We start from the raw sequence: 22,546 nt of genomic DNA, 5'->3' as shown, positions 1-22,546 counted from the left end.
TTTTCTTTATATTTTTGTGATCGATGAACAATAAACAAAATACAGGCAATTGGTGGTGCACTTCAGGTGAGTGGCGCGCGGTTCAGGTATTTTGAATGAATTTATAATCAACCAAAACCTAAACAATATGAAACCCGACGCTTCAACCCGTCGGGTTTTTTTGTGGTTGGCAACATTCTGAATGCTGTCAGGCCTATTTAAATAATGAATATGAAAAATTATAAGTTATATACTTCTCACAGAAGGCTGCTTGCCGATACAACAACACCGGTAAGTATTTATCTGCGTTTACGCGATGTTTTCCCGAACAGTATTTTGCTGGAGAGCTCAGATTATCACAGCAGGGAGGATAGTTTAAGTTATGTGTGCTGTGACCCGATTGCAGGAATTGTTTTGAACAATGAAAAACTTGAAACGTATTATCCTGATGGTGAAAGAGATCAGTACCCTTTAACCGATCTGAATCTTAAGAAACAGGTTTCTGATTTCAGAAAGCAGTTCGAATCTGTATCTGAGGAGGATTTTAAATTCGTTATCAACGGGATGTTCGGATATTTTGCCTACGAAACTGTTGAACATTTCGAGGATATTAAGTTTCATTCACAGCCGGCCGGGGGGCGCGAAATTCCTCTGATGCAGTATCATATTTACCGCTACATCATTGTGATCGATCACTTTAAAAATGAGTTGTTTTTACTTGAACATCGCACAGACAAGAATGCTCCTGACGGACTCGATAAGATCCAGTATCTTATTCAGAATAAGAATTTTCCGGAATATAAGTTCAGTTTGAACGGAGAAGAAAAATCAAATTTTACAGATGCAGAATTCATAGAGCTGGTTGAAAATGTAAAGAAACATATATATCGGGGAGACGTTTTTCAGATCGTACCTTCCAGAGCATTTTCCAAGCCTTTCCTAGGTGATGAGTTCAATGTTTACCGTTCATTGCGCTCAATAAATCCATCGCCATATTTGTTCTATTTTGATTATGGAGATTTTAAAATATTTGGTTCCTCTCCTGAAGCACAGCTGACCATTAAAAATAATGAGGCAACGATCTATCCGATTGCAGGAACTTTCAAAAGAACAGGTAATGATCTTCTGGACGCAGAACTTGCAGAGAATCTGAAAAAAGATGCGAAGGAAAATGCCGAACATGTGATGCTTGTTGATCTTGCAAGAAATGATTTGAGCCGGCATTGCGATCGGGTGGAAGTACGATCCTTTAAAGAGATTCAATACTACTCTCACCTGATTCACATGGTTTCTAAGGTTACCGGTCAGCTTCAGTCTGATGTGGATTCTTTCGATGTTGTTGGTGATACTTACCCTGCAGGAACTCTGAGTGGTGCGCCGAAATATATGGCTATGCAGCTGATTGATAGATTTGAGAAACAACAAAGAGGGTTTTATAGTGGAGCAATCGGGTTTATGGGGTTTAACGGCGACTTTAACCATGCCATCATGATCCGTTCATTCCTGAGCCAGAATAATGTGCTGCACTATCAGGCGGGTGCCGGAATTGTGGCAGATTCTGATCCTCAGAGTGAATTGAATGAAGTAAATAATAAGATTATGGCTTTGAGAAAAGCTTTGGAAATGGCCGGTGAATTATAACTGATAGCCATAATCACAGAGGTGGGGAGATCAAAATCCGGCTTCGATAATATAAACTGATAAAAAAATATACTGATGAACATATTAGTAATAGATAATTACGACTCCTTTACCTTCAATCTGGTTCATTTGCTGAACGAAACCGGTCATGAAGCAACAGTATGGAGAAATGATAAATTCAAGCTGGAAGATGTAAATGAATTTGACAAGATCCTGCTTTCTCCCGGCCCGGGAATACCATCAGAGTCAGGGCTATTGCTGGATGTGATCCGCACTTATTCTGCTACAAAGAGCATTCTGGGTATTTGCCTTGGTCTTCAGGCAATTGCTGAAGTTTTTGGAGGCGAGCTTTATAATCTTGCCAGGCCTGTTCATGGCAGGGCAACTGAGATTACCGTACTTGACGAAAATGAGAAACTTTTTCAGAACTGTCCCAAGAATTTCAATGTTGGCCGTTACCATTCATGGGCGGTAAGAAATGATATGGTTCCTGATGCGATCAGGGTTACTGCAACAGATCCTGATGGGGTAATCATGGCTTTGAGCCATCGCACTCTTGATGTAAGGGGTGTGCAGTTCCATCCCGAGTCTGTACTGACTGAATATGGTAAATTAATGATTACTAACTGGCTTAGCTGATTCTGAACAGATATGAATAATACAGAAAATAGTCCTGCACAGGGAAATATTCTTGATAAGATCGTAGTAAAGAAATGGCAGGAGATAGAAATTGCCAAAACTGAGATCAGTATAAAATCATTGGAAGAGTCTGAGTTCTTTTCACGGAACTGTTACTCCATGAGAGATTTTATTTTAAATCCTTCACTCACCGGTATCATCGCAGAGTTTAAGCGTAAATCTCCTTCAAAAGGGATTATTAATGATAGAAACACTGTTGAGGAAGTAACCACCGCTTATGTTGCTGCAGGAGCCTCAGCACTTTCGGTACTGACGGATGAGAGTTTTTTTGGCGGTCATAAAAAGGATCTGATCGCAGCCCGAAGGGCAAATGATATTCCGATTCTGAGAAAAGATTTTATGCTGGATGAGTTCCAGATCATTGAAGCCAAATCGCTGGGAGCCGATATCATTTTATTAATTGCAGCAATTTTAAGTTCGGCTAAAGTTCAGAAACTTGCCAGATGTGCAAAGAACCTGGGCCTGAATGTATTGCTGGAGGTTCATAATCTGGAAGAGTTAAACAGAAGTTTATGTGATGACCTGGATGCGGTAGGAGTAAACAACCGTAATCTGGGAAATTTCTCGGTATCGGTACAGCATTCTTATGATCTTGCAGACCATATTCCTTCGCAGTTTCTGAAAATCTCTGAAAGTGGCATAAGCGATCCAAAAACAATAAGGGAGCTGAAGCAGGCGGGCTTCGATGGGTTTTTAATCGGCGAGAACTTCATGAAGGAGAGCAATCCGGGCGGAGCCATGAAGGATTTTGTGTCGAAGATCTGATTTACAGCAGATAATCTGACAGGCGATTGATCGATTTGACCGTATCAACACCTATCTTTGCATCGTTAATACATTTAAATGCCAAGACAAAAATTTTTTGATACCACTGTCAAGCCGGAAAGAGCCGTATTGGTTGGTATAATTACTCCGGGCGAAACCGAAGAACAAACTCAGGAATATCTGGATGAGTTAAAGTTTCTGGTGGATACTGCCGGTGGTCAGACGCAAAAATCATTTACACAAAGAATGCAGCGCCCCGACAGGGCCACATTTGTTGGAACAGGGAAGCTTGAAGAGATCAATGCCTATGTGAAGGCTGAGGAGATAGATATGGTCATTTTTGATGATGAACTATCACCTTCACAGCTTAGGAATATTGAAAATGAATTACAGGTAAAGATTCTGGATCGAAGTAATCTGATACTCGATATTTTTGCCAAAAGGGCCCAGACCTCTCAGGCTAAGACTCAGGTTGAGCTGGCCCAGCTTCAGTATCTTCTTCCGAGATTAACCCGTTTATGGACTCACCTTGAACGTCAAAAAGGGGGAATCGGGATGCGTGGTCCGGGTGAAAGTCAGATTGAGACAGACCGCCGTTTGATTCTGAATAAGATTTCACTTCTGAAGGAACGGCTAAAAGAAATAGACAAGCAGAACGAAACTCAGCGGAAGAACAGACATCAGCTGATCAGGGTTTCTCTTGTTGGATATACGAATGTTGGTAAATCTACCATCATGAATATGGTCTCCAAATCAGAGGTCTTTGCAGAGAATAAGCTTTTCGCTACTCTGGATACCACCGTAAGAAAGGTCGTTATTGAGAATTTGCCCTTTCTTTTATCTGATACTGTAGGATTCATCCGAAAGCTGCCGCACCACCTGATAGAGTGTTTCAAATCAACGCTTGATGAAGTGCGCGAAGCAGATATTCTGATTCATGTTGTTGATATATCGCATCCGAATTTTGAAGATCAGATTAATACAGTAAATGAAACGCTGAAGGATATGGGTGCAATTGACAAAGAGGTGATTACGGTATTCAATAAGATCGATGCGTATAAACCCGCTGATTTTGATCCGCAGGATGAACACCCTCCTCTGACGCTTGAAGATTTTAAAAGAAGCTGGATGGGTAAGGACAAAAGCCCGGCAATATTTATATCGGCTTTAAATAAAGAGAATGTAGAAGAATTCAGGTCTGTTTTATATGAGAAGGTGAAAGCTATTCATACAAAACGTTACCCATATGATAAACTGCTCTATTGATTTTTGCAGAACTCTACGGCTTTTTGATATATAATTTATTAGTAATTCACGCTTTCAATTCCCCATCTTATGGAATCTAAACGACAACAGAAGTTTGCAGGTGTTATTCAGAAGGATCTGGCTGAAATCTTTCAGCGGGAAGGAATGAACCTTCTGCCTAATATAATGGTTACCATTACCAAGGTAAGAGTAACCCCGGATCTGGCTATAGCCAGAGTGTTTCTGAGTTTCTTCAACAGCGGTAATAATACACTTGCCCTGAATACGATCAAAGCGCACTCTAACGAGATCCGTTATAAGCTTGGAAGTCGTATCAAGGATCAGGTAAGAATTGTACCTCATCTTGAATTTTTTATCGATGATACCAGTGAATATGTAGAGCGTATGGACAAGTTATTTGATAAAATCAGCAAGGAGCCACGGCAGGCTGAAGAACCAGAACAGGAAGATTAAGTTGAATGAGGACTATTCGCGAGCCTGTTAATTTTTATACCCATATAATTCCTGCAATTCTGGCAATTCCGGGCACTTATTTTTTGATTGAACGGGCGAATACTGGAATTGAGCATACAGCAGCATGGGTCTATGGGATATGCACCCTTGTGCTTTTTGGAATTAGTTCAACTTATCATAGTTATCCTTCCACTGAAAAGGAAATAAGATTCTGGCAGAAGTTTGACCACTGTTGTATTTATCTGATGATTGCTGGCTCGTATACGCCAACCGCACTCTTGGTTTTTGAGGGATGGATCCGCTGGACACTGTTCGGAATGATATGGGCTATTGCGCTGGCAGGGTGCCTTCTCAAGATATTTAACAGATTACAGCATACCGGGCTTTCATTGGCTGTTTACATTTCAATGGGTGCATTGATTGTACCATTGATGGAGCAAATGGCAGAGAAACTTCCTTTTTCTGCTATTGGGTGGATGCTGCTTGGGGGAGTATTCTATATTGGAGGCACCTATTTTTATTATAAAGACAAGCCAATGGGGCGTTATATTCACAGCCACGAAGTATGGCACCTGTTCGTAGTTGCAGGTGCAATGTCTCACTATGTTTACAACTATTATTATTTGTTCTCATAGCATCCCGGCATGTTTTAGATAATTTTATTTCGGTAATATTCGTTAAATTGGGATATGTTGTTTCAGCTCCTTTTTGTTTTCCTATTTAACCCGGCTATGTTACCTGCTGAGGATGAGCCCGTTTTTAAAGGGGGACAAAAAAGCCTGTTCACTTTCATTTATAATAACCTCATTTATCCCGAATATTCACGTGAGAACTGCCTTCAGGGGACAGTTCAGATCAGCTTTAAGCTTAATAAACAGGGCAAGATCTGGTATTCTGAAGTAAAAAAGGGATTTGGAACCGATCTTGATGCTGAGGCATTACGGGTAGTCCGTTTAACTTCCGGAAAATGGACAATGCCTTTTGAACATGATACACTCACTTCTATGGTTCTTCCTGTAAATTTTGCTTTGAAGGATTTTAAATGTGAAGAGCGTTCAAAGGACGAGATTAATGCAGCCATAAATGCATATCATGCCCGTATGGGGATTAGCAATGTCATATTCAATTATTATGATAAGAAGGTTGAAGGGAACGCTGATGCTGCAGATGAATTGAGAATTCAGACATTAAAAGCCCAACTTGGCTATGATGATAAATTTATAGATCGTTTGCTGAAGCAGGCACAGCGTAAGCTGAAGCAGGAAGACAGGCAGGGAGCATGCGAAGATTTTCAAATCATCCGTAGACTGGGGAGTGATAAATCGGCCCCGTTTATTGATCAGTATTGCAAATAATTAAATGCTTTTACATGAAAAATAAACCCTCTGTTCCTCAAAATAGTGCGTTTGAGAATCCTCAAAGAAACAGGATTGTGTTAATACTTAGCATTCTTGCTTCTCTGTATTGGTTTATTGGCAAAAATACCGATGTCTATCATTTTGCAATTACAGGGGCAATATTTGAATTACTGTGGTTACCCATGCTGGTATTGATATTATTGTTGCCCCTGTTATCAATTTTGTTCCTGATTCAGGATAAATTCAACTTCCGTTCCATGGCTTTGTATTCTATTTTGCTGTTGATTCCGGCTATTTTGCAGTTTATTATTGATCAAAAGTGATATTTCGCCTGCCAGAAGATAAGCTTTGGTTCCCTGAAACAGAATTTGCCGGGTCCGATGGTCTGCTTGCCATTGGAGGCGATCTATCTTCCGAAAGATTACTATTGGCCTATAAAAGCGGAATCTTCCCCTGGTACTCAGATGATAGCCCGATTTTATGGTATGCACCACATCGTCGATTTGTGCTATTTCCTGAGAATTTGAAGATATCAGTCAGTATGAGGAAAATTATTAATTCTGATAAGTTCCAAATTACATTCGATCAGGCGTTTCCGGAGGTAATCAGAGCATGTGCTGAAATCAGAAGATCTGACCAGGACGGAACCTGGATTACTGCAGATATGCAAAAAGCATATATTAATTTGTTTGAAATGGGGCATGCCCATTCAGTTGAAGTATGGGAAAACGGCATTTTGGTTGGCGGACTGTATGGCGTGCAGATCGGTTCTGTGTTCTGCGGAGAAAGCATGTTCAGTAAGGTGAGTAATGCTTCAAAAGCTGCCCTGATATGGCTGTGTCGGAATAAAAGCTATACTCTGATCGATTGTCAGGTTCATACCGCTCATCTTGAAAGCATGGGTACGGATTTTATCAGTATGGATGATTACCGTAAGTATTTACTCAACCATTAAGATCCCTTTCCTGATTCATATATAATTTTCTTATTTTAGGATTAGATCATGCAGTTACCATATTATATTGATTTATTGGGCACTCTTGTGTTTGCTACTTCCGGAGCTCTGGCGGCATCGGATAAAAATATGTACCGTGATATTTTCGGAGTTACATTTACCGGTTTCGTAACGGCAGTAGGCGGAGGAACATTGAGAGATATGATTCTCGGTACACGGCCGGTATGGGTAGCAGATGGTAATTATCTTATCGCCATTACCATTGGGGTATTAATTGCAATTTTTTTCAAATATTATATTCTTAAATATAGACGTACGTTCTTTTTGTTTGATACTCTGGGGATTGCCCTTTATACTGTTGTTGGCGTTCAAAAATCTCTGGAACATGATGTATCACCTCTGGCAGCGATTATTATGGGAATGTTTTCGGCAGTAATGGGTGGCGTAATCCGTGATACACTGATTAATGAGATTCCCCTTATTTTCCGAAAAGAGATTTATGCCACAGCATGTTTATTTGGTGCAGCAGTATTTGTGTTGCTCAAGATTTTTAATGTTGATGATAATATTAATTCCTTTATCAGTGTGCTTGCTATCATCCTGATTCGAACACTTGCCGTAAAATACAGGTATACACTGCCTAAGGTCGACTATAAATAATCAGCTGAGGATCTCTTTAATATCAGAAGCAGTTAATGATTTTACGAAACTTTCTTCGGTGGTAATCAATGATTCGGCAACCTTACGCTTACGGTTTTGTAAAGCGAGAATCTTTTCTTCCACAGTATCTTTGGTGATAAACTTATAGATAAATACATTTTTGTTTTGTCCGATGCGGTGCGTACGGTCAATTGCCTGTTGTTCAACAGCCGGGTTCCACCAGGGATCAAGAATGAAAACATAATCGGCTTCGGTAAGGTTCAGGCCAACGCCACCGGCTTTAATGGAGATCAGGAAAAGTTTGATGTCTTTGTTTGCCTGAAACTCCCTGACTACCTCACCACGGTTGCCGGTTGCACCATCCAGGTAAGTGAAAGGCGTATCCTGTGCTTTAAAATACCTTTTGTAGATTTCGAGATGTTTAACAAACTGCGAAAATACCAATACCTTATGTCCTCTTGAAAGTACATTTTCAAGTGTATGAATTACGTTTTCAAATTTGCCTGAATCGCCCTCATAACCCTCATCAATCATTTCAGGATGATTGGCAATCTGACGTAATTTAGTCAGGCCCTGTAATACCTGAATCTGAGATTTTTTGAATGTCCCTTCCTCAAGGTTCTGAAGAAGTGCATTCCGGTATTCAGACTTTACTTTTTCATAATATTCCTTCTGATCCTCGCTCATTTCACAATAGAACAGATTTTCTGTTTTAGGTGGCAGTTCGGTGGCAACCTGGGTTTTGGTTCTTCTGAGTACAAAAGGTTTTATTAATGCCTGTAGTTTAGCTGCCTTTTCCTCGTCTTTTTTCTTTTCAATAGGAACCACGAATTCAGAATAGAATAAACTCTGACTTCCTAATAAACCCGGATTGATGAATGACATCTGTGTCCAGAGGTCGTTGACCGTATTTTCTACCGGTGTTCCGCTAAGGATTAATTTTTGTTTAGACTTTAGCGATTTTACAGCCCTGAATGATTTCGACGCAGGATTCTTGATGTTCTGGCTTTCATCCAGAATGATATAATCGAAATAGAAAGTCTTCAATATTTCGATATCCACTCTGCTGATTCCGTAGGTGGTGAATACTACATCATATTTTGAAAAAATCTCAACGTCTTTATTCCTGAAACTACCTGTATGCGGATGAATTTTAAGACCCGGTGCAAATTTTTTAGCTTCATTCATCCAGTTATAAACCAGTGAGGTGGGCATGATGATGAGCGAAGTAGTATGAATGCCCGCAGCTTCGTTTTCTTCTTTAATTTTTTGAAGTAATGCAATGGTTTGTACAGTTTTGCCTAAACCCATGTCATCAGCCAGGCATCCTCCGAAATTGTATTTACGTAAAAAGTGAAACCAGTTATAGCCGGCTTTCTGGTATGGTCTCAGGGTTCCTTTGAATGCCCTGGGAATATCGGTGTCTTCAATTTCTTCAAAGTCGGCAAGCTTTTGAAGTTTTCTGTCCATACTTACTGTTGCCAGTTCACTGTTACTGAAATCATTCACCAGACCGATATGATGCTTCTTCAGTTTGAGGTTCTTTGTACCTTCCGAAAACTGAAGAAGGTTACTGTATTGAGAGAACCATTGCTCAGGAATAACTGCAATTTCTCCGTTTGGCAGTTTAAATTCCCTGATCTTATTCAGAATATGATTTTTCAGTTCGATAAAAGGAATCTGATACGGGCCAAAGTGTACAACAGCATGAATATCGAACCAGTCATTGTTTTCACGAATCTCCAGGTCAATTTTGCTTTTGCCAATCACATATCTTTTACTGCCTTCGCTTTGTTCAAAAGTAAATCCCCTGGATTCGAGTTCATCGTGATTTTCATTCAGCCAGTTAATGATACTAAATTCAGCACCCCCTGTATCCTGATCTGTGCTAACCGGATTGTAAACATCTGAGAATAAAGAACCGGAGGATTTCAGCCCAAGTTCCTGCAGGGTATTAATCTTGTTTTTCTCCCAGCTTAGCGAACGTTTGATGCGATGGAAGATATAATCATTGTCGCGTTTTTCAGTTCTGACAGTTACTCTGCGGTCGCTTCCCGCCGGGAAAATATAATCGCCATACCTGAAATATAGCTGGAGCTGAGGTGCTTCGCTATTACTGTGCAGTAATTTTAACACAGGAATTGCCTCAAATTTTTCAGTTTTGATTTCAAAACCTTCGGCATATACGGCATGTTTTTCAATCAATGGTGCAACAAACTTCTCAAAATATGTTTTCTCTGATGATTTAGGGATTGAAATAAAACGTTTATTCAGGAAGGGCTGAAGTTTTTTACCTTCAACATCTTCCTCAAAATAATACAGCACATCATCAAGAAGCATCCATGCCGGATGGTTACAAATTATCTGTGCATCCTTAAACATAAATTCAATCCGAAGTCCCTGAAATTTAATAGTCGGGAAATAACGTGTTTCTGTATCAGATCTTCTGAAGTGAAATAATACGGACGCCGGCTCAGATGCAATTTTTAGTTTTCTTTCAACCGGCCATCCTTCCTTGCTCATCAGATAAAGCTCCTTGTCTTCCAGCAGACTTAATGCTTCTACCAGTCTCTTTTCGATTTTTGGTCTTATGAAATCATATATCTTTTCATCAAAGATGGTACTGAAATACTCCAGCGGCCTAATGGATTTCTTATGATAGCGTTTGATGATATGCCCCTGTTCAATTTCTTCAAGTAGCTTTATCAGTTTCAGATCTTTTTCGTCCAGGATAGATGAAAACTCTGCTGCGGTAGTACTGAACAGGCGCTGGTAAGTAAGAGAGAAGCCTTCATTTGGGTTTAGCTGAACAACATGAGGCTCAATCAGATATCCCAGGAAATCGTGTTTACAAATAGAATATACGATCTTGCAGGGCTTCGCGCTGTCAACTCTTAACATAGGGATTCGAAAAAAATATTGGCAAGCTCACCAATAAAAAATTCTAAATCTAAACAGAATTTCCCTGTAATCTAAAAAGTATTGAATTAATGCCACCTTTTTGCAGAAGGCATTATAATTATGTAAAAATCGCAATAAAAGAGCCCTGAATGAAGGTCTTTTTGTTGAAATTGAAATCAGGAAGAAGCCCGGTTCCCCAAAAATGGTTTATATAGATTTTATATCTATGCTCCCCTGAAATACAAAAGTTGCCGGGCCTTCTAAAAATACATGATTGTAATTTTTCCCGTCATACTGAAAATCAACATTGAGATCTCCGCCGGGTACTTTGATTGAGGTGTGTACTTTGCCCTTGAGTCCCTTTTTTGCTGCCATAACCATTGCCACTGCAGTGACTCCGGTCCCACAAGCATAGGTTTCATCTTCAACACCCCTTTCATAGGTTCTGACAAACAGGTGATCGCCCTGATCTTCTACAAAATTTACATTAATACCTGCACTTTTATAGGTATCGTTATAACGTATATTTTTCCCCTCAGTATATACATCTTTATGTTCAAGATCAACAACGGGAAGTACATAGTGAGGCGATCCTGTATTCAGCACAAATGCATCACCATCGTTCATGACGCTTTGAACATCAATCATTTGCAGACTGACACGATCTCCGTTTTCTGAAATTCTGGCATAATGCGGACCATCAACTGCCAAAAAGTTAGTCTCGTTCTTTATCAATCCAAGGCGGTTCGCAAATGCAACTATACATCTTCCGCCATTACCGCACATACTGCCCTCGCGACCATCTGCATTAAAGTAGATCATCTCGAAGTCGTAACCTTCTTTTAGCTGCAAAACCATTAATCCATCAGCTCCGATACCAAAATGGCGGTTGCATAATTTTTTAATTACTTCAGGCTTCTCTAATAATGGAAATGTGTTATTCCTGTTATCAACAAGTATAAAGTCGTTCCCCGCGCCTTCGTATTTGAAAAAATTAAGTTGCATAGCCATGATATAATGTACTTCCGGATGATCCAGCCACATCCGCTAAAGAAAGATTTTATAAATTTCGGAATTATAATTTGAAATACCTGATAATTATTGAGCCTTATAATTCTGATTTCAGAATTGTGTATTTAACATTTTTTAACACAAAATGAATATACTTATTCTTCAAATAACGTTTAAGTGGTATTAATTTTGATCAGGATTTAAACAAATTGAAAAAAGATAAATTACACATATGAGAAAGATTGGAATAACTTTTTTGACAGCCTGCCTGGGCGGGGCGGTTGCAATCGGGTCCTATAAGTTAATAGAAAGCAGATTTGAGAATTCATTGTCTTTAGAGGATAAGCAGAAAGTCTATTTTACCAATAACCCTGCTGCTCCTGTAATCAATTCATCAACCGGTTCACTGGATTTTACTCAGGCCGCAGCTGCTGTAACGCCTGCAGTAGTTCATATTAAAACAACCTATAATGCAAATGACAGGGGTTATTCAGGCCGTGATCAGATGCAGGATCTGTTTGAAGATTTCTTCGGAGGCCGCCGCCGTCAGCAGGGTCCGGCCATGGGGTCTGGTTCAGGGGTGATTATTTCTGATGATGGTTATATTGTAACTAATAATCACGTGGTGGATGATGCCGATAAAATTGATGTGGTACTTCCTGATAAGCGTTCTTTATCTGCAAAAGTTATTGGTTCTGATGCAAATACAGACCTTGCGCTTCTGAAAATTGAAGGTTCAGGGTTTCCTGTTGTGAAATTGGGTAATTCAGATGATGTCCGTGTTGGAGAATGGGTTCTTGCCGTAGGTTATCCTTTTGCATTGAACACTACAGTTACTGCAGGTATTGTAAGTGCAAAGGGCAGACAGATTGGAATCCTTGATCAGGGTACCGAACCCGGAGATGATGGCCGACCTCAGGCAAGAACGGCTATTGAGTCATTTATTCAGACTGATGCTGCAATTAACCGCGGTAACAGCGGCGGAGCACTGGTAAATACCAAAGGCGAACTGATTGGTGTAAATGCGGCTATTGCTTCCCAAAGCGGAAGTTATGAAGGCTATGGTTTTGCTATTCCAATCAATCTGGCTAAGAAAGTATTGAACGATTTTAAGCAGTTTGGCTCTGTTCGCCGTGGATATATTGGAATCAACTTTACAGGTCTGGATGCTGAACAGTCAAAACGACTTGGGGTTAAAGAGATTAACGGACTCTATGTTAATGAAGTAATTCCGGGTGGTGGTGCTGCTCAGGCCGGATTAAAGGAAGGAGATATCATCACAAAAGTAGAAGGGAATACCATTCTTTCTCCAGCCGATCTTCAGGAGCGTATCGGCCGTCTTGGTCCGGGCGATAAGGTCCAGTTATCTTATTTAAGAGATGGAAAGACCCTGTCAGCAAATGTGACACTGAAGGGTGAAGAGTCATTACGCACTGCAAACAATACTTCCGGTACTGCCGTAGAAAATTTGGGTGCAAGCTTTGCCCCGGCATCAGAAAGTATCAAGAAGAAATTTAAGATCAGTTCAGGGGTGGTTGTAAGCAATGTGAAACCCGGTGGTTATTTCGATCAGCTGGATCTGCCTAAGGGAACAGTAATTACAACAGTTAACGGAACCTCTGTCTACAATTCTGCGGATGTAGAAAAAGCAATCGCGTCAGGCAGAAATAATATGGCTACTATAAGCGGTATTACTCCTGACGGAATGCAGATCAGATACCAGTTTCAGGTGAGGTAAGACGCTGATTCATAATATTTATACAGGCCTTCCCGATTAACAGGAAGGCCTTTTTATTTTCCATACTTTAGGTAATCTTCTGAGTGTTTTGAAAAGACAGTGAATTGTGCTTAAACCCTGCCGGGTTTATGCGTGTACGGGTTCTTGATTTTGCCGGGAAAAATTTAGATTGGTTCTAAATAGATAAATTCTTTGTCCTGCACGCAGATATCTGTACGATTTTTACCATATAATGATAAATTTGCTCCCTGAATAATAAAAATAACACAAGGTAATGAGCAATTTCGCAAAAACGTTCTCATCCTCATTGGGAAAAAAACTGGTAATGGCCCTGACAGGAATCTTCCTGTGTACATTCCTGATTGTGCATCTGGTAGGTAACCTTCAGTTGTTTAAGGATGATGCAGGACAGGCATTCAATGCCTACGCCTATTTCATGACCCATTTCACACCGATCAAGGTCGTATCTTATTTATTGTATGCCTCAATTATTGTCCATGCACTCTATGCATTGATGATCACTGCAGGAAACAAAAAAGCCCGCCCGGTTGCTTATGCTATGCAGGCAGGTAATCAGAACAGTGCATGGACATCCCGTAATATGGGTATTCTTGGTACTATTCTTTTAATCTTTATTGTAGTGCATATGGGTGATTTCTGGTGGAAATATCACAATGCTGAATTACCTTATGCTAAGTATGAGATCAGTCTGGATAACCCGAATGATATTCAGGTTTCAGAAGTTCCATACGATGCAAACCGATTGGTGCATTCAGAAGTTGTTGACATTCAGGCAGGAAAGAAGATCGTTATTTCAAAAGATCTTTACAAGGTAGTTCAGAATGCATTCCAGACATGGTGGTACGTTGCTTTGTACGTAATTGCGATGGCTGCACTTGCATTCCATTTGATTCATGGTTTTAAAAGTGCTTTTCAAACCATCGGATGGAATAATAACAGGTATTTGCCTTTGGTACGGTTTATCAGCGTATGGATCTTCGGATTATTAGTTCCGATAGCATTTGCAGCTATGCCGGTATATTTTTTCCTATTTAAATAAGATTATCACATTTTCTGAGCAATCAGGATTATAAATAAATTTCTGAGATGAAATTAGATGCTAAAATTCCAGCAGGCCCTTTAGCCGAGAAATGGTCCAAACATAAATTTAACCTTAAACTGGTTAACCCTGCCAATAAACGTAAATATACGGTTATTGTAGTAGGTACAGGTTTGGCCGGAGCTTCTGCAGCTGCTTCTCTGGCAGAATTGGGTTATAATGTTAAAGCTTTTTGCTATCAGGACAGTCCGCGCCGTGCACACTCAATTGCTGCTCAGGGCGGTATTAATGCTGCAAAAAATTATCAGAATGACGGCGACAGTGTTTACCGCCTGTTCTACGATACTATTAAAGGTGGCGACTATCGTGCCCGTGAAGCTAACGTTTATCGTTTGGCCGAAGTTTCTGTAAATATTATTGACCAGTGTGTGGCTCAGGGTGTTCCGTTTGCACGTGAGTACGGGGGTTTACTTGATAACCGTTCATTCGGTGGCTCTCAGGTATCACGTACTTTCTACGCCAGAGGTCAGACCGGACAGCAATTATTACTGGGGGCATATTCAGCATTGAACCGTCAGATCAATCTGGGGAAAGTAAAAATGTACACCCGTCATGAAATGATGGATGTGGTAACTGTTGATGGTCAGGCAAAGGGTATCGTAACCCGCGATCTGATCAATGGTAAGATTGAAACTCATTCGGCGCATGCAGTATTGCTTTGTACCGGTGGATACGGTAACGTATTTTATCTTTCAACCAATGCCATGGGATGTAATGTTACCGCTGCATGGAAAGCTCATAAGCGTGGTGCATTGTTCGCAAATCCTTGCTTTACCCAGATTCACCCTACCTGTATTCCGGTTACGGGTGATCACCAGTCGAAGCTGACACTAATGTCTGAGTCATTGAGAAATGATGGACGTGTATGGGTTCCAAAAACGGTTGAATTAGCTCAAAAATTACGTAAAGGCGAATTGAAAGTAACTGACCTCAAAGAAGAGGATCGTGATTATTTCCTTGAACGTAAATATCCTTCTTTTGGTAACCTGGTTCCGCGCGACGTGGCATCACGTAATGCGAAGGAAATGGTAGACGAGGGTCGTGGAGTTGGGGCTTCAGGTGTTGCAGTATTCCTTGATTTTGCTGAAGCAATCTCCCGTCTGGGCGAAGATGCAGTTCGTGCGAAATATGGAAACCTGTTTGATATGTACATGCAGATCACAGACGAGAATCCTTATAAGCAGCCAATGCGTATTTATCCTGCTGTTCATTATACTATGGGTGGACTTTGGGTAGATTATAATCTGCAGACCACAGTTCCGGGACTATATTGTTTAGGAGAGGCAAACTTCTCGGATCACGGTGCTAACCGTTTAGGGGCTTCTGCATTGATGCAGGGACTTGCTGATGGATATTTCGTGGTTCCTTACACTTTGGGCGATTATCTGGCTACGATCGGACCAAAAGCAGTTGACAATTCGCATCCTGCATTTGAAGAAACTAAGAAAAGTGTTCAGGAAAGGATCAACAAACTATTATCCTTAACAGGCACTAAGACTGTTAATGAATATCATCGTGAATTGGGTCATATTATGTGGGAATATTGCGGAATGGCAAGAACTGAAGAAGGACTTACTAAAGCTAAAGGACTTATCCGCCAGCTTCGTGAAGATTTCTGGAAGAATGCACAGGTAACAGGAACCAACGAAGAATTTAATCAGAATCTTGAAAATGCAGGCCGTGTGGCTGATTTCCTTGAGCTTGGAGAATTAATGGTAGATGATGCGTTGAACAGAAAAGAATCATGTGGTGGTCATTTCCGTTTGGAAAGCCAGACAGAAGAGGGAGAAGCTTTACGCGACGACGATCAGTTTGCATATGCAGCTGCCTGGGAGTATAAAGGAGATAATGAGCCGGAAGTACTTCACAAGGAAGAGTTGGTGTTTGAGAATGTTAAACTAACACAGAGAAGTTATAAATAGTACGGAAGTATGGGAGTAAATAATATTTAATAATATGAATATTATCTGCTAAGCCCAAAGAGTTAAATACTGAGTACTTATTGCTAAATACTAAATACTTATAATAATGAGTGGAAATATGAATTTGACATTAAAGGTTTGGCGCCAGAAAAATGCTGAATCACAAGGTAAATTCGTTACTTATAAAGCTGAGCAGGTTTCTCCGGATATGTCATTTCTGGAGATGCTTGATGTGGTAAACGAGGGCCTGATCAAAAAGGGAGAAGATCCTATTCACTTTGACCATGATTGCCGTGAAGGTATCTGCGGAGCCTGCTCGCTTCACATTAATGGCCGGCCTCATGGTCCGAAACATGGTATCACAACCTGTCAGTTACATATGAGAAGCTTTAATGACAATGAGATCGTTGTTATTGAGCCTTGGCGTGCTTCTGCCTTCCCGGTTATCAGGGATCTTGCCGTTGACCGTACTTCATTTGATCGTATTCAGGCTGCAGGAGGATTCATTTCAGTAAATACTGGTGGTGTTCCTGATGCCAACTCGATTCCGATTCCGAAAGTTGTAGCCGATGAGGCATTTAACTCAGCAACCTGTATTGGTTGCGGAGCCTGTGTCGCAGCATGTAAAAATGCTTCTGCAATGCTGTTCGTTTCGGCTAAAGTATCACAGATGGCTTTATTACCTCAGGGACAACCTGAGCGTTATCGTCGTGTTCAGGCTATGGTTGCGCAGATGGACGCAGAAGGTTTCGGTAGTTGTACAAATACTGGAGCCTGCGAAGCTGAATGTCCTAAAGAAATATCAATCACCAATATTGCAAGAATGAACCGCGATTATTTCAATGCAACATTGATTAAGAACGAAGAATAATTTTCTGTATTTCCTGCAGGGATAAAAAACTCAGACGTATAAAACATGTCTGAGTTTTTTGTTTTCACTAAAGTTTTTCGGTTTGTTTATTTTCCTCACGCAATTCTTATTAGAGGAAACCACCGGGTAAGCTGTTCACGTATTCTTTCGGTTCTTCTTAGCACAATTCCGTTTATTCGCGTAATTTTACCATATCTCAAAACCAGAATATCATGCGCATTAATTTTCATGGAGCTGCCAGAAATGTAACCGGGAGCAAGCATTTAATAACATTAGAAAATGGTACTCAAATACTACTCGACTGCGGAATGTATCAGGGCATGGGAGAGGATACAGATAAACTTAACGAGCATTTCGGATTTAATCCGGCAGAAGTAAATTACCTTATATTAAGTCATGCACATATCGATCATAGTGGTCTGATACCCCGCCTGGTTGCGCAAGGCTTTAAGGGTGAAGTATTCTGTACGGCAGCAACAATGGATCTTGCCAGAATATTGCTTATGGATTCAGCCAATATCCAGCAAAAGGATTGCGAATTCAGCAATAAGCGAAGGGAACGTAAGGGGATGCCATTACTCAAGCCTTTATATACCGAAGATGATGCAATAGAATGTTTGCGTCAGTTTAGAATTGTGAAGTACAATACAGTTCATCAAATCTCAGATGACATTCAATTTTTGCTCACTGACGTAGGCCATATTATTGGCAGTTCTGCAGTTCATCTCAGTATCACAGAGAATGGAAAGACAACCCGCATAACCTATAGTGGTGATGTTGGACGTTATGGTGATCTTATCCTTAAGTCACCTGAGAACTTTCCTCAGTCAGATTATATTTTCCTCGAATCAACTTATGGCGACAGTTTGCACGATGATGCAGAACCGGCCGAAGAGCTTTTGAAAGAAATTATTCATCAGACCTGTATTTTGCGTGGGGGTAAGGTTATTATTCCGGCATTTAGTGTAGGCCGTACGCAGGAGATACTTTATTCACTGAATCATCTGGAAGAAAGGGGAGTGCTTCCTGATGTAAGATATTATGTAGACAGCCCTCTTTCAATTAAGGCTACCGATGTAGTGAGAAGTCACCCTGAAAATTTCAATAAACATGTACAGGATGTGATGCTGCACGATGATGATCCGTTTAGTTTTAAGAACCTGACTTTTATTCAGGATGTCAGTGAATCAAAAGCTCTCAATACTCAGCATGATCCCTGTGTAATCATTTCTGCTTCCGGAATGGCAGAGGCGGGACGGGTAAAGCATCATATCAGGAACAATATTGGCGATGAGAAGAACACTATTCTGATGGTGGGCTATTGTGAACCAAATTCACTGGGTGGCCGTTTGATGGCCGGATATACTACTGTAAGTATTTACGGAGAGGAGTACAATGTGAAGGCAGAAGTGAGGTCCATTCGTTCAATGAGTGCCCATGGCGACTATGACGATCTGCTGCAGTTTATATCTTGTCAGGATCCTTCGAAGGTTAAAAAGCTTTTTATAATTCATGGTGAATATGATGTTCAGCAAAATTTTAAAGAGAAAATAATTGCCAAAGGGTACGCCAGTGTTGAGATTCCTGAAGTGCATCAGGAATATATTCTTGATTAAAACTTAGGGGCTAAGCAAATTCAAATGATAATCTTTTATAAATGAGAAATATATTAATAATGCTGCTTTTGGCAGTTTCAATCAATAGTCAATCGCAGACAAGCATTGTTCGTCAGGATCAGCAGATCAAAAGTATGGTCGATGAGGTTTCCTCAAAGAATATTGAATCCATAGTCAGAAAACTGGTTTCTTTTGAAACGCGGCATAGTATGAGCGATACCCTTAGTTCTAAGACCGGTATTGGTGCAGCCCGTAACTGGATAAGATCTGAGCTCGAATCTTATTCTAAGTCTTCCGGTGGTCGTCTCAAAGTGGAGTTTGATACCTTTACCCAGCCTGCTGATGGCAGAAGAGTGGCAGTTCCGACAGTCATGAAGAATGTATTGGGCATATTGCCGGGAACTGATCCGGCGGATGATCGTATTTTTATTGTTTCAGGCCATTATGATTCGCGGGCAACTGATGTAAATGATTCAAAGATATTTGCTCCCGGTGCTAATGATGATGCTTCGGGTACCGCAGCGGCCATGGAGCTTGCCAGAGTAATGAGTAAGCATAAGTTCAATGCTACAATCATTTTTGTGGCTATGGTAGCCGAAGAGCAGGGATTATATGGCGCAGCGAATCTTGCTAAAAGAGCGAAAGCTGAAAAATGGAATGTTGCAGGAATGATCACCAATGATATTATTGGAAATACCTACGCCATGGAGACCGGTATAAAGGATAACAGGTCGGTAAGGGTGTTCAGTGAGGGAGTTTCGGCTGCTGAAACTTCAGAAGAAGCTGCCCGTCGAGCAAGTACAGGTGCAGAAAATGATGGGAAGGCCAGGCAGTTTGCACGCTATGTGAAGGAAGTTGCTGAAAGATATGTTGATCAGCTAGATGTGAAATTGATCTATCGTCGCGACAGATATCTTCGTGGCGGTGATCATACTCCATTCTCGCAGCAGGGCTTTGCCGGCATACGAATTACCGAGATGAATGAAAACTTTGAAAGGCAACACCAGACTGTCCGTAACGAAAATGGAATAAGCTTTGGCGATTTACCTGATTTTGTTGATTATGAATATGCTCAGAAGGTAACCCGAATGAATCTTGCAGCTTTGGCAAATCTTGCCCTTGCCCCCCGCGAACCTGTAAATGTTGGAATAATAACCAGCGGACTGACCAACAGGACTGAATTGAAATGGCAGGCTCCGCAGGGCGAAAAACCTTCAGGATATTATGTTGTAATGAGAGAAACCAGCAGTCCGGTTTGGGAAAAGAAGTTTTTTGTAATGGATACCAAAGCAATTTTAAATTACTCTAAGGATAATTATTACTTCGGTGTTCAATCTGTCGATGCAGACGGACATGAAAGTCTGGTAGTTATACCGGCATCTGTTCGTTAACATAAACAAAGAATTCATCATAAGAAAAAGCTGATTAAGGCTGATTTATGATGATCGGGACTAATTGCTGCTATCAGATTCTATCAACTATTTGATAGCAGCAAGGATAATCATTTTTATAGACGGAATTTGTAATCTTAATCCTGCATTCAGCCTGTCTGCCGGAAGTTCTTTGTTCATATTTGTGGCCAATATTCCGATTAAAAGGAAAAGAGGCACAAGCAGCATGATGAACGGAGATATACAGTTGCTAAGCTTTTTCATAATTCTGAGTTTTGATAGAACAAAGAAATATTTTATTGAAATCTCCCTGAAATCTATTAGACCAAGCCCCTTTTTTTGAAGACAAACGGTATTTTTTCCGGGTCTGACGATTAATAGCTTATATTGGCTTGTTGGCAGATTGCTTTCGCCTGTTCGTCGAAACCGATGTGCTCAGATTATCACAAACATTACTTTTAAAGGATGAATAAATTAAGACAGATAGCTCTTCATACTTTTATCTGGGCTATCATTTTGTTTCTTTTTATGTACATGGGAACCAATGGCAAAATTGTGTATAGAACCATTGTTGTTTTTGTTTATTTCGGACTGATTAATATCGTCCTTTTCTACATCAATTATCTGCTTATACTGCCGGCATTTCTGGATAAAAAGAAATATTTATGGTGTGCAACTGCCATGCTTATTCTGGTCATTATTTCTGCATTTATTAAATGCGGACTTGCCTACTATTTCTATGATATTGTAATCAGGAGAGAGGGAGGCAAGCATATTATGGACTTTTGGGACTATTGTTTCAGTGCAGCATTTGTAAGTTGTTTCTTTATTTTTCTGAGTACGGCTTTGAAATTTATGCAGGACTGGTTTAATAATGAAAAAATTAAAAGTCAGCTTGAAAATGAAAAGCTTATTGCTGAACTGGCCTTTCTGAAATCTCAGATCAACCCTCATTTTTTATTCAATTCCCTGAATAATATTTATTCTCTGGCATATCAGAAAGCTGAGAAAACTCCGGAGGCAATCCTAAAGCTCTCAGAAATAATGCGGTATATGCTTTATGAAAGTAATGTCGATAAGGTTCCGCTTTCTGATGAGATCAGGTATCTTGAAAATTATATCGAACTTCAGAAACTACGTTTTAAAGATAAGCCATGTGTTAAATTTGAGATCAATGGCGATCCCGAAGGTCAGAAAGTTACTCCATTGGTATTAATCTCTTTCGTTGAGAATGCATTCAAACACGGATTGGCTACTGATACCGATAATCCTATAACGATTATCCTCAATATTACATCTGACAAATTATTCTTTCAGGTAGTTAATAAAAAAAGCAATCTGAATAAAGATGACACTGGTGGTATCGGATTGAAAAATGTGCAAAGACGATTGGATCTGATTTATAAGAACCACTATCGTTTAAACATTGACGATACTAATGATATTTATAATTGTGAATTATATCTAAATTTATAAAATGATACGTTGTCTTGTGGTAGATGATGAGCCATTGGCTCTGGATATATTGGAAGATTATATCAGCAAGGTCCCTTTTCTGACTTTGGTGAAAACTACAACCAGTGCAATTGAAGGCTTATCTCTGGTACAAAGTGATGCTATTGACCTTGTTTTTCTTGATGTTCAGATGCCCGAACTTACAGGAATTCAGTTTCTGAAAATTATCAATGGTAAATGTGATGTTATTCTTACTACAGCCTACTCACAATATGCTCTTGATGGATATGAATTGGATGTGGTTGATTACCTGCTTAAACCTATTGCTTTCGATCGTTTCTACAAGGCTGCCCAGAAAGTACTGCAGAATTCGGGGAATAATCAGCTGACAGCTCCTGAACCTGCCCAGGTTCAAAACAGCCATGACTTTATCTTTGTAAAGACCGAACATAAGATTCAGAAGATATACCTTAATGATATTTTATACATTGAGGGGCTAAAGGATTATATTTCAATTTTCACCAGAACCGAACGGATTATCACCCTTCAGAATATGAAAAAGATGGAGGAGTCTTTGCCTTCAAAGTCCTTCATCCGGGTTCATAAATCTTATATTATAGCTTTGGGTAAAATTGAAAGTATCGAAAGAAGCCGAATTCAGATTGGTGATAAAATCATTCCAATCGGTGATACTTACCGCGAGTATTTCTTCAAGCAGATTGAGGATAAAAATATAGGTTAAGCC

General features: G+C 40.1%; 21 protein-coding genes. 18 read left to right on the top strand and 3 right to left on the bottom strand.

The genetic code is table 11. The features are described from left to right. Positions 1-210: 210 nt before the first annotated feature. The 10 genes from P2W72_RS05885 to P2W72_RS05840 all read left to right on the top strand — a co-directional run bounded on the left by P2W72_RS05885 (position 211) and on the right by P2W72_RS05840 (position 7,776). On the top strand, positions 211-1,620 hold the full coding sequence (locus tag P2W72_RS05885; protein ID WP_276360000.1) for an anthranilate synthase component I family protein: 1,410 nt from the start codon (positions 211-213) through the stop codon (positions 1,618-1,620). Positions 1,621-1,695: 75 nt separating this feature from the next. Continuing rightward, a complete protein-coding gene (locus tag P2W72_RS05880; RefSeq protein WP_276359998.1) occupies positions 1,696-2,259 on the top strand; it encodes an aminodeoxychorismate/anthranilate synthase component II in 564 nt (187 codons plus the stop codon). 12 nt (positions 2,260-2,271) lie between these two features. Continuing rightward, positions 2,272-3,084, top strand: coding sequence for an indole-3-glycerol phosphate synthase TrpC (trpC, locus tag P2W72_RS05875; protein WP_276359996.1), 813 nt, complete (start codon positions 2,272-2,274; stop codon positions 3,082-3,084). Positions 3,085-3,162: 78 nt separating this feature from the next. Then, positions 3,163-4,350 (top strand): GTPase HflX, encoded by a 1,188-nt coding sequence (gene hflX, locus P2W72_RS05870; protein ID WP_276359993.1) that lies wholly within the window; start codon positions 3,163-3,165, stop codon positions 4,348-4,350. Between the two features lie 69 nt (positions 4,351-4,419). Continuing rightward, positions 4,420-4,803, top strand: a complete 384-nt coding sequence (gene rbfA / locus P2W72_RS05865; RefSeq protein WP_276359991.1) for a 30S ribosome-binding factor RbfA — start codon at positions 4,420-4,422, stop codon at positions 4,801-4,803. Positions 4,804-4,808: 5 nt separating this feature from the next. Next, a complete protein-coding gene (locus P2W72_RS05860; RefSeq protein ID WP_276359988.1) occupies positions 4,809-5,438 on the top strand; it encodes a hemolysin III family protein in 630 nt (209 codons plus the stop codon). A gap of 96 nt (positions 5,439-5,534) precedes the next feature. Further along, on the top strand, positions 5,535-6,158 hold the full coding sequence (locus P2W72_RS05855; protein ID WP_276359986.1) for a TonB family protein: 624 nt from the start codon (positions 5,535-5,537) through the stop codon (positions 6,156-6,158). A gap of 14 nt (positions 6,159-6,172) precedes the next feature. Continuing rightward, positions 6,173-6,484, top strand: a complete 312-nt coding sequence (locus tag P2W72_RS05850; protein WP_276359985.1) for a hypothetical protein — start codon at positions 6,173-6,175, stop codon at positions 6,482-6,484. Next, positions 6,481-7,116: a leucyl/phenylalanyl-tRNA--protein transferase gene (gene aat / locus P2W72_RS05845; RefSeq protein WP_276359984.1), complete on the top strand. Its 636-nt coding sequence runs from the start codon at positions 6,481-6,483 to the stop codon at positions 7,114-7,116. The genes P2W72_RS05850 and aat overlap by 4 nt, the downstream gene beginning before the upstream one ends. Before the next feature lie 48 nt (positions 7,117-7,164). Further along, the gene (locus P2W72_RS05840; protein ID WP_276359983.1) at positions 7,165-7,776 is read left to right on the top strand and encodes a trimeric intracellular cation channel family protein; all 612 of its coding nucleotides are present in this window, start codon (positions 7,165-7,167) and stop codon (positions 7,774-7,776) included. On the opposite strand, the gene P2W72_RS05835 is transcribed toward P2W72_RS05840, so the two are convergent. Together P2W72_RS05835 and dapF are read right to left on the bottom strand one after the other, a co-directional pair. Then, on the bottom strand, positions 7,777-10,677 hold the full coding sequence (locus P2W72_RS05835) for a DEAD/DEAH box helicase (RefSeq protein WP_276359981.1): 2,901 nt from the start codon (positions 10,675-10,677) through the stop codon (positions 7,777-7,779). Positions 10,678-10,884: 207 nt separating this feature from the next. After that, entirely contained in the window at positions 10,885-11,682 is a 798-nt protein-coding gene (dapF, locus tag P2W72_RS05830; RefSeq protein WP_276360010.1) for a diaminopimelate epimerase, read from the bottom strand. Positions 11,683-11,920: 238 nt separating this feature from the next. Between dapF and P2W72_RS05825 the strand changes: the two genes are divergently transcribed. From P2W72_RS05825 to P2W72_RS05800, 6 genes are all read left to right on the top strand, one after another. Beyond that, entirely contained in the window at positions 11,921-13,426 is a 1,506-nt protein-coding gene (locus P2W72_RS05825; protein ID WP_276359980.1) for a Do family serine endopeptidase, read from the top strand. Positions 13,427-13,700: 274 nt separating this feature from the next. Beyond that, complete coding sequence (locus P2W72_RS05820) at positions 13,701-14,486, top strand: succinate dehydrogenase cytochrome b subunit (RefSeq protein ID WP_276359979.1); 786 nt, start codon at positions 13,701-13,703, stop codon at positions 14,484-14,486. A gap of 47 nt (positions 14,487-14,533) precedes the next feature. Continuing rightward, positions 14,534-16,468, top strand: a complete 1,935-nt coding sequence (locus P2W72_RS05815; protein WP_276359978.1) for a fumarate reductase/succinate dehydrogenase flavoprotein subunit — start codon at positions 14,534-14,536, stop codon at positions 16,466-16,468. A 106-nt stretch (positions 16,469-16,574) separates the two neighbouring features. Then, on the top strand, positions 16,575-17,339 hold the full coding sequence (locus P2W72_RS05810; protein ID WP_276359977.1) for a succinate dehydrogenase/fumarate reductase iron-sulfur subunit: 765 nt from the start codon (positions 16,575-16,577) through the stop codon (positions 17,337-17,339). 212 nt (positions 17,340-17,551) lie between these two features. Continuing rightward, positions 17,552-18,955 carry an MBL fold metallo-hydrolase gene (locus P2W72_RS05805; RefSeq protein WP_276359975.1) on the top strand — a complete coding sequence of 468 codons (1,404 nt, stop codon included), beginning with the start codon at positions 17,552-17,554 and terminating at the stop codon, positions 18,953-18,955. Between the two features lie 41 nt (positions 18,956-18,996). Continuing rightward, positions 18,997-20,346, top strand: a complete 1,350-nt coding sequence (locus P2W72_RS05800) for a M20/M25/M40 family metallo-hydrolase (protein ID WP_276359974.1) — start codon at positions 18,997-18,999, stop codon at positions 20,344-20,346. An 87-nt stretch (positions 20,347-20,433) separates the two neighbouring features. Here the strand turns inward: P2W72_RS05800 and P2W72_RS05795 are convergent, their stop codons facing one another. Then, positions 20,434-20,610, bottom strand: a complete 177-nt coding sequence (locus P2W72_RS05795) for a hypothetical protein (protein WP_276359973.1) — start codon at positions 20,608-20,610, stop codon at positions 20,434-20,436. A gap of 201 nt (positions 20,611-20,811) precedes the next feature. On the opposite strand from P2W72_RS05795, the gene P2W72_RS05790 reads away from it, so the two are divergent. Beyond that, positions 20,812-21,822 carry a sensor histidine kinase gene (locus P2W72_RS05790; protein ID WP_276359972.1) on the top strand — a complete coding sequence of 337 codons (1,011 nt, stop codon included), beginning with the start codon at positions 20,812-20,814 and terminating at the stop codon, positions 21,820-21,822. A gap of 1 nt (position 21,823) precedes the next feature. Further along, positions 21,824-22,543 carry a LytTR family DNA-binding domain-containing protein gene (locus P2W72_RS05785; protein WP_276359970.1) on the top strand — a complete coding sequence of 240 codons (720 nt, stop codon included), beginning with the start codon at positions 21,824-21,826 and terminating at the stop codon, positions 22,541-22,543. Positions 22,544-22,546: the final 3 nt, after the last annotated feature.

Origin of the sequence: Daejeonella sp. H1SJ63 (assembly GCF_029360775.1) — a bacterium.
In the GTDB taxonomy this organism is placed as follows: Bacteria; Bacteroidota; Bacteroidia; order Sphingobacteriales; family Sphingobacteriaceae; genus Daejeonella.
Note: the sequence above shows the minus strand (reverse complement) of the source record. Positions and strands in the feature narration are given on the sequence as shown.

Excerpts from the sequence above, each read along its gene's own strand:
- P2W72_RS05840 (WP_276359983.1), top strand. The coding sequence starts at position 7,165 with ATGCAGTTACCATATTATATTGATTTATTGGGCACTCTTGTGTTTGCT.
- P2W72_RS05885 (WP_276360000.1), top strand. The coding sequence starts at position 211 with ATGAAAAATTATAAGTTATATACTTCTCACAGAAGGCTGCTTGCCGAT.
- P2W72_RS05810 (WP_276359977.1), top strand. The coding sequence starts at position 16,575 with ATGAGTGGAAATATGAATTTGACATTAAAGGTTTGGCGCCAGAAAAAT.
- P2W72_RS05860 (WP_276359988.1), top strand. The coding sequence starts at position 4,809 with ATGAGGACTATTCGCGAGCCTGTTAATTTTTATACCCATATAATTCCT.
- trpC (WP_276359996.1), top strand. The coding sequence starts at position 2,272 with ATGAATAATACAGAAAATAGTCCTGCACAGGGAAATATTCTTGATAAG.
- P2W72_RS05785 (WP_276359970.1), top strand. The coding sequence starts at position 21,824 with ATGATACGTTGTCTTGTGGTAGATGATGAGCCATTGGCTCTGGATATA.
- rbfA (WP_276359991.1), top strand. The coding sequence starts at position 4,420 with ATGGAATCTAAACGACAACAGAAGTTTGCAGGTGTTATTCAGAAGGAT.
- dapF (WP_276360010.1), bottom strand. The coding sequence starts at position 11,682 with ATGCAACTTAATTTTTTCAAATACGAAGGCGCGGGGAACGACTTTATA.
- P2W72_RS05800 (WP_276359974.1), top strand. The coding sequence starts at position 18,997 with ATGAGAAATATATTAATAATGCTGCTTTTGGCAGTTTCAATCAATAGT.
- P2W72_RS05805 (WP_276359975.1), top strand. The coding sequence starts at position 17,552 with ATGCGCATTAATTTTCATGGAGCTGCCAGAAATGTAACCGGGAGCAAG.
- P2W72_RS05820 (WP_276359979.1), top strand. The coding sequence starts at position 13,701 with ATGAGCAATTTCGCAAAAACGTTCTCATCCTCATTGGGAAAAAAACTG.
- P2W72_RS05795 (WP_276359973.1), bottom strand. The coding sequence starts at position 20,610 with ATGAAAAAGCTTAGCAACTGTATATCTCCGTTCATCATGCTGCTTGTG.
- P2W72_RS05825 (WP_276359980.1), top strand. The coding sequence starts at position 11,921 with ATGAGAAAGATTGGAATAACTTTTTTGACAGCCTGCCTGGGCGGGGCG.
- hflX (WP_276359993.1), top strand. The coding sequence starts at position 3,163 with ATGCCAAGACAAAAATTTTTTGATACCACTGTCAAGCCGGAAAGAGCC.
- P2W72_RS05850 (WP_276359985.1), top strand. The coding sequence starts at position 6,173 with ATGAAAAATAAACCCTCTGTTCCTCAAAATAGTGCGTTTGAGAATCCT.
- P2W72_RS05835 (WP_276359981.1), bottom strand. The coding sequence starts at position 10,677 with ATGTTAAGAGTTGACAGCGCGAAGCCCTGCAAGATCGTATATTCTATT.
- P2W72_RS05815 (WP_276359978.1), top strand. The coding sequence starts at position 14,534 with ATGAAATTAGATGCTAAAATTCCAGCAGGCCCTTTAGCCGAGAAATGG.
- P2W72_RS05880 (WP_276359998.1), top strand. The coding sequence starts at position 1,696 with ATGAACATATTAGTAATAGATAATTACGACTCCTTTACCTTCAATCTG.
- P2W72_RS05790 (WP_276359972.1), top strand. The coding sequence starts at position 20,812 with ATGAATAAATTAAGACAGATAGCTCTTCATACTTTTATCTGGGCTATC.
- P2W72_RS05855 (WP_276359986.1), top strand. The coding sequence starts at position 5,535 with ATGTTACCTGCTGAGGATGAGCCCGTTTTTAAAGGGGGACAAAAAAGC.